Origin of the sequence: Vibrio nitrifigilis, from assembly GCF_015686695.1 — a bacterium.
GTDB classification, from domain to species: Bacteria; Pseudomonadota; Gammaproteobacteria; order Enterobacterales; family Vibrionaceae; genus Vibrio; species Vibrio nitrifigilis.
In genome coordinates this window covers 166645-179222 of sequence record NZ_JADPMR010000001.1, presented here as the reverse complement: position 1 = coordinate 179222, position 12578 = coordinate 166645, and the positions used below count along the sequence as shown (strand labels likewise).

The 12578-nt window shown below is 42.4% G+C and carries 9 protein-coding genes and 1 pseudogene; 7 read left to right on the top strand and 3 right to left on the bottom strand.

What is annotated here, in order from left to right; translation table 11 throughout:
* Nucleotide 1: 1 nt before the first annotated feature.
* Complete coding sequence (gene xseA / locus I1A42_RS00790; RefSeq protein WP_196122342.1) at nt 2-1333, bottom strand: exodeoxyribonuclease VII large subunit; 1332 nt, start codon at nt 1331-1333, stop codon at nt 2-4.
* Between the two features lie 211 nt (nt 1334-1544).
* Here xseA and guaB point away from each other — a divergent pair, with 211 nt between their 5' ends.
* The 4 genes from guaB to I1A42_RS00770 all read left to right on the top strand — a co-directional run bounded on the left by guaB (nt 1545) and on the right by I1A42_RS00770 (nt 7008).
* Nucleotides 1545-3005: an IMP dehydrogenase gene (gene guaB, locus I1A42_RS00785; protein WP_161156666.1), complete on the top strand. Its 1461-nt coding sequence runs from the start codon at nt 1545-1547 to the stop codon at nt 3003-3005.
* Nucleotides 3006-3126: 121 nt separating this feature from the next.
* A complete protein-coding gene (gene guaA, locus I1A42_RS00780; RefSeq protein WP_161156668.1) occupies nt 3127-4704 on the top strand; it encodes a glutamine-hydrolyzing GMP synthase in 1578 nt (525 codons plus the stop codon).
* A gap of 335 nt (nt 4705-5039) precedes the next feature.
* The gene (locus I1A42_RS00775; RefSeq protein WP_196122340.1) at nt 5040-5630 is read left to right on the top strand and encodes an acetate uptake transporter; all 591 of its coding nucleotides are present in this window, start codon (nt 5040-5042) and stop codon (nt 5628-5630) included.
* 430 nt (nt 5631-6060) lie between these two features.
* Nucleotides 6061-7008: a bile acid:sodium symporter family protein gene (locus tag I1A42_RS00770; protein WP_196122338.1), complete on the top strand. Its 948-nt coding sequence runs from the start codon at nt 6061-6063 to the stop codon at nt 7006-7008.
* Between the two features lie 103 nt (nt 7009-7111).
* Here the strand turns inward: I1A42_RS00770 and I1A42_RS00765 are convergent, their stop codons facing one another.
* Entirely contained in the window at nt 7112-8665 is a 1554-nt protein-coding gene (locus I1A42_RS00765; protein WP_161156674.1) for an alanine/glycine:cation symporter family protein, read from the bottom strand.
* A 745-nt stretch (nt 8666-9410) separates the two neighbouring features.
* Between I1A42_RS00765 and I1A42_RS25420 the strand changes: the two are divergent.
* From I1A42_RS25420 to I1A42_RS00755, 3 genes and pseudogenes are all read left to right on the top strand, one after another.
* A pseudogene (locus I1A42_RS25420) lies at nt 9411-10577 on the top strand (FIST signal transduction protein); the annotation flags it as partial.
* A gap of 201 nt (nt 10578-10778) precedes the next feature.
* On the top strand, nt 10779-11417 hold the full coding sequence (locus I1A42_RS25415) for a methyl-accepting chemotaxis protein (RefSeq protein WP_456243421.1): 639 nt from the start codon (nt 10779-10781) through the stop codon (nt 11415-11417).
* Nucleotides 11418-11578: 161 nt separating this feature from the next.
* Nucleotides 11579-11857, top strand: coding sequence for a hypothetical protein (locus I1A42_RS00755; protein WP_161156677.1), 279 nt, complete (start codon nt 11579-11581; stop codon nt 11855-11857).
* A gap of 37 nt (nt 11858-11894) precedes the next feature.
* On the opposite strand, the gene I1A42_RS00750 is transcribed toward I1A42_RS00755, so the two are convergent.
* A complete protein-coding gene (locus I1A42_RS00750) occupies nt 11895-12578 on the bottom strand; it encodes a response regulator (protein WP_161156680.1) in 684 nt (227 codons plus the stop codon).

Sequence of the window (12578 nt, the reverse complement as noted above, 5' to 3'; positions counted from 1 at the left end):
ATTATATTACCGTTGATGTTAGTTCACCATCCGCTAAGCGGGTGACTATCTGGTCACCACTTTTTACGTCTGAGGCGTGGCGAATGACTTTACCTTTGTTGGTCTGGGTAATTGAGTAGCCGCGAGAAAGTGTAGATAGGGGGCTTACCGTATCCAATTTTTCTGCGAGTAACCCAAATTGGTAACGGCTTTTCATCATTTTACGTTGCATCGCTTCATTGAGCTTTTGTTGAGCGATCTGTAAAGCGTGTTTTTGTTCACCAATGCGTTTAACAGGCGATTGTAGCTGTAAATGATATTCTTGGCTGGAAATATGGCGACGAGTATCGTTTAAATGATGAGTAATCGCTTGTTTAAGACGATTTTCTCTTTCATCAAGTCGCTGTTGTTGACGCTGGAGTCGGTACATTGGATGCTGTTTATCCAGCCGGTACTGCAATTGATTAATGTACGATTTTTGCTGCGCAACATAATAGCGCCATGCGCTGGTCAATTTATGCTGATAGTTAGCAAATGCTTGTTTTTTGTGGCTGTTATCGCGACTTACTAATTCCGCAGCCGCTGAAGGTGTCGGCGCTCGAACATCGGCAACAAAATCGGCAATCGTCACATCGACCTCATGGCCTACTGCACTAATAATTGGAATCTGACTGGCGGCAATAGTGCGAGCCACGATTTCATTATTAAAACACCAAAGATCTTCTAACGAACCGCCTCCACGGCCAACGATCAATACATCACACTCGTTACGAGTATTCGCACGGCCAATTGCTTGCGCAATTTGTATTGCGGCTTCTTCGCCTTGTACCATTGTTGGATAAATCACAATAGGTAAACTGGGATCGCGACGTTTAAGAACGTTGAGAATATCGTGCAGAGCAGCGCCCGTTTTAGAGGTAATAATTCCGACGCGTTGAGGGTTTTCCGGTAAAGGTTTCTTTAAGGTTTGTGCGAATAACCCTTCTCCTGCCAGTTTAAGTTTTAACTGTTCAAACTCTTGCTGCAGGCGTCCATCACCTTCAGGTTGCATGCTTTCAATGATGATTTGGTAATCACCACGAGGTTCATACAGTGACATGCGCGCTTTTACTAATACCTGTTGGCCGTTTTGTGGACGAAAACGCACGTGGCGATTATTGCCTTTAAACATGGCGGCGCGTACTTGAGCACGAGAATCTTTGAGCGTGAGGTACCAGTGGCCTGAAACAGGGGCTGAAAAGTTGGATATTTCACCCACCAACCAGACAATTCCCATTTCATTTTCAAGGAGTAAGCGAACTTCTGCATTGAGGCGAGAAACAGTGTAGATATTCTGATTCGATAGTGAAGGCAAGACTAATATTCCGAGACGTGAGTATGGAAGTTAGCGGCAATATAATACATATCAAGGGGGGGATTGCAAATAAAAATTAAAAAAATGTGTGGTAAAGCTCATCTTCTGGGCGTATAATCCCTTCGCAATATCAAATATGAATCCCTTTATTATGCGAAACGATGAAGCGGATTTTTTTACTTTTAACGCCTAATGTTGTGAGATATTGCAAATGCTACGAATCGCAAAAGAAGCTTTGACTTTTGACGACGTTTTACTCGTCCCAGCACACTCTACTGTCCTACCTAACACAGCCGATCTTCGCACTCGCCTGACTAAAAACATTTCGCTGAACATTCCTATGATCTCAGCATCTATGGACACAGTGACAGAGGCTCGCCTTGCCATTGCTCTTGCGCAAGAAGGTGGCATTGGTTTCATCCATAAAAACATGTCTATTGAGCAGCAAGCTGAAGAAGTTCACCGTGTGAAAATCTTTGAAGCTGGTGTGGTTGCTAAGCCTGTAACTGTTCGCCCAGAAGCAACAATCAGCGATGTGAAAGCATTGACTGAAAAGCATGGTTTTGCTGGTTTCCCTGTTGTGACTGAAAACAACGAATTAGTGGGTATCATCACTGGCCGTGACGTTCGCTTCGTTACTGACTTAACTAAACAAGTTTCTGTTGTGATGACGCCTAAAGATCGTCTAGCAACTGTACCTGAAGGTGCTTCTCGCGAAGAAGTTCAAGAACGCATGCACCGTGCTCGCGTAGAGAAAGTACTTGTTGTGAACGAAGAATTCCAACTGAAAGGCATGATCACTGCGAAAGATTTCCATAAAGCTGAACGTAAACCGAACGCATGTAAAGATGAACATGGTCGTCTACGTGTTGGTGCAGCTGTTGGTGCTGGTGCTGGTAATGAAGAACGCGTTGCTGCACTTGTTGAAGCTGGTGTTGACGTACTACTTATCGACTCTTCACACGGTCACTCTGAAGGCGTTCTACAACGTATTCGTGAAACTCGTGCTGCATTCCCAGATTTGGACATCATTGGCGGTAACGTAGCAACTGCAGAAGGTGCTCGTGCACTGATCGATGCAGGTGTTAGCGCAGTTAAAGTGGGGATCGGCCCTGGTTCTATCTGTACTACTCGTATCGTAACAGGTGTAGGTGTTCCTCAGGTAACTGCTGTTGCTGATGCGGCTGCCGTTGCTGATGAGTATGGTATTCCAGTCATTGCTGATGGTGGTATTCGCTTCTCTGGCGATATTTCTAAAGCGATTGCTGCAGGCGCTTCTGTTGTTATGGTTGGTTCAATGCTTGCTGGTACTGAAGAAGCACCTGGCGAAGTTATCTTGTTCCAAGGCCGTTCTTACAAAGCATACCGTGGTATGGGTTCTCTTGGTGCAATGTCTAAAGGTTCTTCAGATCGTTACTTCCAAACTGATAACGCTGCTGACAAACTTGTTCCAGAAGGTATCGAAGGTCGTACTCCTTATAAAGGTCGCCTAAAAGAAATCGTACACCAACAAATGGGTGGTTTACGTTCTTGTATGGGTCTGACTGGTTCTGCTGATATCGAAGCACTGCGTACTAAAGCTCAATTCGTTCGTATCTCAGGTGCTGGTATCAAAGAGTCTCACGTTCACGACGTACAAATCTCAAAAGAAGCGCCTAACTACCGCGCTTAATTGCGAATGACTCGCGCCCAGTAAAAGAGCGACGGTAAACGTTTGCTTTTTTACTTGAAGACTCTGAAGGAGGCGTTATACTCGCCTCCGTTTCTAAACTTAGCTGGTAAGACTGCTCAATATGACTAAGAACATTCATGACCAACGTATTCTAATTCTAGACTTTGGCTCACAATACACTCAACTTGTTGCACGTCGCGTACGTGAAATTGGTGTTTACTGTGAACTATGGAGCTGGGATGTAGAAGAAGCGGACATCCGCGAATTTAATCCTGATGGTATTATTCTTTCTGGTGGTCCGGAAAGTGTTACCGAAGAAAACTCACCACGTGCTCCTCAATATGTATTTGATTCAGGTGTGCCAGTGTTGGGTGTTTGCTACGGAATGCAAACAATGGCTGAGCAGCTGGGCGGTAAAGTAGCCGGTTCTAAAGAACGTGAATTCGGTTATGCTCAAGTAAAAGTGACTGCTGAGTCTGCACTGTTTGCTGGTCTACAAGATGCATTAGCCGAAGATGGCAGCCCTCTTCTTGATGTTTGGATGAGCCACGGCGATAAAGTGGTTGAGATCCCTTCAGACTTCGTAACTATCGGTACTACTGATACTTGCCCATACGCAGCGATGGCAAACGAAGATAAAAAATACTACGGCGTACAGTTCCACCCAGAAGTGACTCACTCAAAGCAAGGCATGAAAATGCTAGAAAACTTTGTAATGGGCGCATGTGGTTGTGATCGTCTATGGACTTCAGCTTCTATCATTGAAGATGCCGTTGCTCGCATTAAAGAGCAAGTGGGCGACGATGAAGTCATTCTAGGTCTTTCTGGTGGTGTTGATTCATCAGTTGTGGCAATGCTTGTTCACCAAGCAATTGGCGATAAATTGACTTGTGTATTCGTAGATAACGGCTTGCTTCGTTTGAACGAAGGTCAACAAGTTATGGACATGTTTGGTGATAAGTTCGGTCTGAACATCATCAAAGTCGATGCTGAAGCTCGCTTCCTTGATGCACTAGCTGGCATCGATGAACCAGAAGCAAAACGTAAAACCATCGGTCGAGTTTTCGTTGAAGTATTCGATGAAGAGTCAAGCAAACTTAAGAATGCTAAATGGCTTGCTCAAGGTACTATCTACCCTGACGTTATCGAATCTGCAGCATCTAAAACGGGTAAAGCGCACGTCATCAAGTCTCACCATAATGTTGGCGGTCTGCCAGACGATATGGAAATGGGCTTGGTTGAACCTCTACGTGAGTTGTTCAAAGATGAAGTACGTAAGATAGGTCTAGAACTGGGTCTTCCATACGACATGCTTTACCGTCACCCATTCCCTGGGCCTGGTCTAGGTGTGCGTGTTCTTGGTGAAGTGAAGAAAGAATACTGTGACTTGCTACGTCGTGCTGACGCTATCTTTATTGAAGAGCTTCACGCAGCTGATCTTTACAACAAAGTATCGCAAGCATTTACTGTGTTCCTACCAGTACGCTCTGTTGGCGTAATGGGTGATGGTCGTAAATACGATTGGGTTGTATCGCTACGTGCGGTAGAAACTATCGACTTTATGACTGCGCATTGGGCACACCTACCATACGACTTCCTAGGTAAGGTTTCTAACCGTATCATTAACGAAGTTGATGGCATTTCACGTGTTGTTTACGATATTTCTGGTAAGCCACCAGCAACTATCGAGTGGGAATAATCCTCCTCAGCACTTGATGAATAGATATAAACCTCAGACGAAAGTCTGGGGTTTTTTTATTTCTGTATATCCAAATGACCTCAAAATGTAGGATTACAGAGTGTAAGCAACAAGCCTATTTCTACGCTCAATTTATGTATCGAGTCATGGCGTGAATATGGTGAAAATTTGCGTTTAAAAACAGAATGAAACGTCACTAAACCTAGACATATCAAATACACATTCATAACATCAATATTTGTATCTAACATTTCATTTTTGCTAGCTATCTTTTATCCAAAGCTTCATTACAATCCGCGCTTTATTATTATTTTTATTACTTCAGGATATTCAGAATGTCGACAAAATTAGCGAACCCAGCTCCGTTAGGATTAATGGGTTTTGGTATGACTACAGTCTTACTTAACTTACACAACGCAGGGTTTTTTGCATTAGATTCAATGATCCTTGCTATGGGTATCTTCTACGGTGGTTTGGGACAAGTTATTGTTGGCATCATGTGTTACAAACGTGGTGATACATTTGGTACGACGGCGTTTACTTCTTACGGCCTATTTTGGTTAACCTTGGTTGGTTTGATTGCATTACCAAAAATGGGTTTTCCTGCTAGCCCTGCATCATTCATGGGTTGGTACTTAGCGCTTTGGGGATTATTTACTGGCTTTATGTTCATTGGCTCTTTATGTTACCCAGTGGCGAAGCAAGTGGTATTTGGTTCATTGACTATTCTATTTGCACTGCTTGCTGCTCACGCGTTTACTGGTAACGAAACTATCGGCCACATCGCTGGTTTTGAAGGTATCTTCTGTGGTTTAAGTGCAATCTACTTTGCAATGGCAAGTGTTCTAAATAATGAATACGGTCGTGAAGTATTGCCTGTGGGCGCTAAGAAAAATGCTCAAGTAAACGTAGCTGCAGCACATTAATAGCGATATTACTCTGATGAAACCAAAGCCAGCATGATTGCTGGCTTTTTTGTTGGTATGACCTGTTCTGATCTGTTGGGTAAGTGTAAAAAACTAGGTGTTAATTTAAACAAAACGCGGTAGTGTTAAGGCGATCACCTTTGAAGTGTTCAGCAAGGAGCTGACATCAGCCGTTGATGGTTATTTTCTCTGCTCTTTAGTCACAATATTAAGTTTAACGAGAAGCTTAATATTGTTAGACATAGTTCCAGTTAATCGGCATTTTTAGTTGCTGGTTGACAGGGAATGGAAGAGTGGAATCTAGGCACTTCTTTATTTATTAAACAACAAACACACTTGTTGTGCAGGGATGCGAATACCGATAAAAACTGCCGTTGATTAGGGGTATTCATTTGGTCTCCTCTGCCTAAACAAGCGACAGGAATGTATCATGTTAAGGACTATCACTAATCTTTTCCCTCTATGGGCCGTACTTTGCTCACTTTGCGCTTTCTGGCAACCGAGCTGGTTTACAGGATTCAAATCAGACATTGTCCCACTATTAACCGTCATTATGCTGGCAATGGGATTAACCCTGCAGCCAAAAGATTTTCTTAATGTTGTGAAAAATAAAAAAGCAATTGGGGTGGGGCTTGTTCTGCAATTTAGCATCATGCCTCTCGCGGCTCTTTTAGTTAGTACACTATTACAGTTTAATCCGATGCTAACGGTTGGCATGGTGTTGGTTGGTAGTGTTGCTGGTGGAACTTCATCGAATGTGATGTGTTACTTATCGAAAGGGGACGTTGCGCTTTCTATTACCATGACGGCTATTTCAACCTTATTAGGGGTGGTGGTTACCCCGCTTCTCGTCGAAGCATTAGCAGGTAAGAGTGTTGATGTACCAGTGATGGGAATGCTGATTAGCCTAGTGAAAATTGTATTAGTTCCAGTTGCTATTGGGATTTTAGTCAATCGGTTAGCTCACTCTTTTACTGCTAAATTGGAGCCTGTACTGCCATTAATTTCTATGCTCGCTATCGTTTCAATCATTGCGATTGTGGTGGCGTTAAATTCACATCAGCTAACTCAAATTGGTCCTATTGTCGCTGTTGCGGTTATATTGCATAACAGTATCGGTTTAACATTAGGTTACTGGATTTGCCGTTTAGTTGGTTTTGAAGAACGTACATGCCGCACCGTCGCTTTTGAAGTTGGCCTGCAAAATTCAGGTCTGGCGACTGCGTTAGCGATGAAATTCTTTACTCCAGCATCTGCAGTAGCAGGAACATTATTCTCTGTATGGCACAACCTATCAGGTTCTATTTTGGCTGGTTATTGGGCGAAGAAACCTTTAGAAGGTAGTGATGAAAACTCGAAAGCAGAAGCTCAAGCTTAATTGAGCTTCTTTCGGCAACATTCGATTTTCTTTCTCATCTAGATTTGAAATAAAAAAAGGTTAGCGAATGCTAACCTTTTTATGTATTTAAGAGATGGAAACCTTAGGACTCTGCTGAGAGTGCTTGATTAGGTGCCCATTGATCTGATGTTTCATACTCGTTAGTTTGCGCGGTTTTTCGTTGGTATCTTTCTTCCCAATAGGTCGCATTTTTAATCCCCAATGCTTTGGGATCAAAAAGGTATTCATCAACGCCTTCTGCTTGCTGACGTTCATAATCTTTAAGCACCAGCATGGTCGGTTTTGCCAAGAAGAAGATCGTTAAAATACCAACGATATTTAGCCAAGCCATTAAGCCCACACCGATATCACCCATTGCCCAAGCTAGGTTAGCGGTTTTTACTGTGCCATAAAATGCGGCAGCTAAAAGTACCACTTTCAACAAAAAGCCTAGAGCTTCTGTTTTGAACGTACGACGAATGTAGGCGATATTTGTTTCTGCAATGTAGTAGTAAGCCAAAATAGTAGTAAAGGCGAAAAAGAACAGTGCAAATGCGACGAAGATTTTACCCACGCCAGGTAGGGCAGTTTCAATCGCTAGTTGGGTAAATACCGGACCATTGGGTGAAATATTCGCTGCCACATTTTGTACTAGGAAGGTTCCTTCTGGGCCACTCACATTGTAAGCGCCTGTGATAAGAATCATAAATGCTGTCGCAGAACAAACTAACAATGTATCGATGTAGATAGAGAAAGATTGTACTAAGCCTTGTTGTGCTGGGTGCTCGACGTTAGCTGCTGCTGCCGCGTGAGGGCCTGTACCTTGGCCTGCTTCGTTAGAGTAAACCCCACGTTTTACCCCCCAACCGATAGCTGCACCTAAGCCAGCCATTGGGCTAAAGGCATCGCTGATAATCAAACCAAACACATGTGGTACTTGGCCGATATTCAGAAGAATGATAACAAAAGCGGTAATGATGTAGGCTAATGCCATAAATGGCACAACGACTTGAGTGAAGCTCGCAATGCGCTTTACACCACCAAAAATGATAAAGCCCAGTAGAATAGAAATCAGTGTGCCTGTGAGGATCTTAGCGAAACTGAATGTACCAATAGCGGTTTCAATCATGCCACCTGAACCGAACGCAGATTCTACGGCATTGCCGATGCTGTTCGACTGAACTCCAGGAAGTAACACACCACAAGCAAAGATGGTTGCGATAGCGAAAATCCATGCATACCACTTTTGTCCCATCGCTTTTTCGATGTAATAGGCTGGACCACCGCGAAACTCGCCATTATCTTCTTCTTTATAGATTTGCGCTAAGGTCGATTCAGCATAAGAGGTTGCCGCGCCGAAGAAAGCAACAACCCACATCCAAAATACTGCGCCAGGGCCACCAAAACCAATGGCTGCCGCAACGCCTGCGATATTACCTGTTCCGACCCTACCTGATAAAGAAACAGCGAGTGCCTGGAAGGAAGAGATACCTTTGGTTGAACTTTTACCTGAGAAAAGTAAGCGCCACATTTCGAAGAAGTGACGAACTTGAACAAAACGCGTCAAAATCGAGTAAAACAACCCTGCGCCCAAGCACAAATAAATAAGCGCTGGGCTCCAAATAATACCATTTAAAAAATCCACAAATGACTGCATGTAGAATTATCCCTGTTTGTTGTGTTTTATACTTAAATTACGGTTATAGGCAGATCAATCCTGCTATATGAACCCATTTAAGCGATTTGATTATTTTGATTATTATGTTTTTCGTGCCACATACTAGAGTATTTAAAGTATCAATGGGAATGGTTTTTATCTATATATTGTGCTTTTGAGTTAATTTGAAGTGATATATTGTATTACCAGCATTAAGCTAGCTAAACTATTTATCTGTGACTTTATTTTTGGGGTTTATATCTAGAAAATAAAATTTGATTGGGATGATATGCTGATTTCTACCATTTTTTATCGGTTGAAAGCTGTCGTTTGACGCTATTTAGTCGCTTATGAGGCTGGTTAACGCTTTGTTAGTAAATTATTCTTATCCGAACGATATTGCGAACTTATATTAGAATAAATGGAAGTGATCGTTTTCTTGCACGACGACTCTATTTTCAAATCAGTGACTAAGAACAAATACATTGTTGCTGAAACAGAAGCTTTAGGTGAGTTAAGTATAAAAATGCAGTAAGACTCATAAATGTGTATGTTTTTCGCTGATCGATAGGAAGTAGATGAGATCCCGTTAACAGCTTGAGTGAAAATTATATCTCTAGAGTATAAAAAATTACCCCCACACAGGATAAGTCTTATTTATCTATTATGCTCAAAGTGAAGTGATGTATCACATGCACAATACTCATAACGTAAAGAGCGACCTACTGTGTTAAGGGGAGTCGGGATGTTTTTTAGAAAGAATCAACAAGCAAAGACGTTAGCAGAATCTGCCCAAGTGTCGATCTCGAAAACGATAAGCAGCAAGGATATTACTGAAGCGAGTATGGCTCCGTTTAACTTAGCTGGTGGAACCGCTCTCGTTATTGCCTTCATTTCTCCACACTGCGACTTCAGTTCAGTCAATAGTAAGCTGAAACAAGCAACACCTTTTGCTGAACACGTGATTGGCATTATGACCGCGGGTGAGCTGGGGGGTGGTACTAAGTTGTATCACGACACCCCAAATACTTGGGATGGGATTGTTGTTCACGCTTTTAGTAAACGCCTTTTGAAAAAACTCTCCATTCATTCCATTCCACTCTTCAACAATGAAACGCCCAGTGGTAGCAATCTATATACTCAGTCTGAAAATCGTATTGCTAAGATAGCCAGCGAGATTAATAAAATTAGAGTGCCTTTTTCGGTCGATAGCCACGATACAATTGCATTTACTTACTTTGACGGTTTGACTGCAAGTGAGGATTTCTTTACCCAAGCACTCTATAAAACACGTAAATTCCCCTGTTATTTCATTGGGGGAAGTGCGGGTGGTAAGTTGGATTTCCAAAGTGCCAAAATAGCCTTCGATGGACAAGTACAAGCCAATCGAGTGCTCGTCTGCTTTAGCAAAATAGCGCCTGAATATCGTTACGGAATATTTAAAAGCCACAACTTTGAGAACACTTCGCGTGGATTTGATGTGGTTGATTTCAACCCATTCACACGAACGTTGCATTCTGTTCTTGATGACAGTATGGATTTGATGTCACCGGTTGATTGGTTAGCTCGTCATTTTAAATGCGGGCCTGAACAGGTGGGTGACAAATTAGGTAAGTACTCTTTTGGTATTGATATTAATGGTGAGCTATTCATTCGCTCCGTCGCGGCGATTAATCCCGATGGCAGTATTAGCTTCTTTGGGGATTTTGCTTTTGGTGAGCGGCTATTTTTAGTTAAAGCCAAAGATTTCAGCCAAACGACGACGTCAGATTACAAGCGATTTATGGATGGCAAACCAGGTCAGCCTGTTGCTATGGTGGCCAATGACTGTATTTTAAGGCGTTTAAATAATGCTGACAGTCTTGGCAAAGTTGATACATTTTCCGGGGTCTGCCTCTCTGGTTTTTCAACGTTTGGGGAGTTTCTAGGTCTGCACCAAAACCAGACTGTGACCTCTATTGCGTTCTTTAAAGTCGGAGAAAACGATAATTTTCGCGATGAATATGCGGATAACTTCCCATTCTATTTGGCTTCATTTGCAAGCTATTACCTGCATTCAAGATTAGTGAGTACGAAGAAGATTAATACATTGCAAGCCAGTGTTATTAGTCATATGAGTCAGATTCATCCAATGCTACAAGCGGCAACTGCGCAGTTAGAAGGCAGTGCTTCTCAAGCTTCCAGTGCGGCAGCTCAACAGAAAGAGCTTGGCGGTCAATTCCAAGCCTTTATGACTCAGATTGCTCAGCAGCAGTCTCAGCGGCAGAACTTAATGCAAGGTATGGATAAGCTGAAAGACAGCGCTGATCGCATTGTGAATATCATTCAGTCGATCAGTGGTATTGCGGAGCAAACGAACTTATTAGCTCTGAACGCAGCCATAGAAGCCGCTCGAGCTGGTGAAGCTGGACGAGGGTTTGCTGTGGTAGCTGATGAGGTTCGTGCTTTATCAAAACGTACTCAAACGAGTGTGCAGGAAACAGGCGAAACCATTGAAGAAGTGACGGATTCTATCTCAGACATTAATAAAGGCATTGATAGCATTAATACTGTACTGAGCAAAGTTGAAACCGATTCTGAAAAGTTCAGCTCTGAGTTAACTATTATGTCGCAAAGTTCGGAACAAACAGCGGCAACGGCTGAGCAAGATATTCAACGTGCTCATGAAACTCACGAACGTATTAATGTGATTGAAGAAGAAATTACTCTAATTGATAAATTATCAACAATCGCTAATAGCCATAACGGTTAAAATCTCATCATGTTGTGATGGGGTAAGTGTTTTTTAATTAAACAATTAAAAATTAAAAAATAGCTATAGACCATAAGGAAATTTGAGTTTCAGCATACTTCTTAGTGGGTAAAAAGCGTTTAATAGAAAAACGTATTTACCTGCTAAAGTAGTGGTGAACCATGATAGTAAAAAAAGTATCCGAAGACTTAAAAACACATGAAGTACGTGAACTATGGTTGGAGTATTGGCAGCATTACAGCAAAGGCCACGATGTATATTGTTCTGAAGCGCACTGTTTAGAACCCGCTTCAGATGGTGTGCTGGTTCAATGTGTGTCAGGGCCTGATAAAGGTAAGATATTTGTGATACCGCTATGTGAAGCGCACTGCAAGAATCTCACCGGTACGTTAGAAATAGGGGATCAAACTGAAGCGATCCCCTGCGATCTAACATTGTGAGTGTTTGAATTGTATACCACGAGAGACGAATGATGGCTTAACGTCTTTTTTGGTAGATACGCTCTGGACGACCAACCTTACCATGTAGGATTTGCGCTTCTAGGAAACCACTAGTTACGCAGTATTCTAGATAGCGACGGGCGGTCGTTTTACTGATACCGATAGCTTTACCGAGAGATTCTGCGGTATAGGCTTGATCATGTTGTAAATAAATTTCTTTTAGTTTTTCTAAAGTTAACTCATCAATACCTTTGGGCAAGGCTTCGAGATGTTGAGTTTTGGCTTGGAAATTAAACAGTTCATCGACATGGCGTTGATTGACGTTATCACTTGCTCTAAGAGAGCTAATGTATTTCAAATAACGCTCTAAAGAGTCTTCCATTCGATCATAAGCTATCGGCTTAAGTAAATAGTCAAACACACCACAGCGCACCGCTTCGCGCACGGTATCCATATCTGAGGCTGCGGTAATAAATATCACATCCGCAGGATGAGTCACTGATGTCAGTTCTTTTAATAATTCTATCCCTTTACCGTCTGGTAAAAAGTTATCAAGTAAAATCAGCTTAGGCTTAAGAATACGAATCATGTTACGAGCTTCGGCGACAGTTGTAGCAACACCGACGGGTCTAAATCGATTCATACGCTGTAAGTAAAAGTTATGTACTTCGGCGATATTTGGTTCATCTTCGACGATAAGTACATCAATGTGTTCCATCAT

Bases quoted from the DNA above. Each gene is read 5' to 3' on its own strand.
- I1A42_RS00765 (WP_161156674.1), bottom strand. From the start codon at position 8,665: ATGCAGTCATTTGTGGATTTTTTAAATGGTATTATTTGGAGCCCAGCG.
- I1A42_RS00750 (WP_161156680.1), bottom strand. From the start codon at position 12,578: ATGATGGAACACATTGATGTACTTATCGTCGAAGATGAACCAAATATC.
- I1A42_RS25415 (WP_456243421.1), top strand. From the start codon at position 10,779: ATGAGTCAGATTCATCCAATGCTACAAGCGGCAACTGCGCAGTTAGAA.
- guaB (WP_161156666.1), top strand. From the start codon at position 1,545: ATGCTACGAATCGCAAAAGAAGCTTTGACTTTTGACGACGTTTTACTC.
- I1A42_RS00755 (WP_161156677.1), top strand. From the start codon at position 11,579: ATGATAGTAAAAAAAGTATCCGAAGACTTAAAAACACATGAAGTACGT.
- I1A42_RS00775 (WP_196122340.1), top strand. From the start codon at position 5,040: ATGTCGACAAAATTAGCGAACCCAGCTCCGTTAGGATTAATGGGTTTT.
- guaA (WP_161156668.1), top strand. From the start codon at position 3,127: ATGACTAAGAACATTCATGACCAACGTATTCTAATTCTAGACTTTGGC.
- I1A42_RS00770 (WP_196122338.1), top strand. From the start codon at position 6,061: ATGTTAAGGACTATCACTAATCTTTTCCCTCTATGGGCCGTACTTTGC.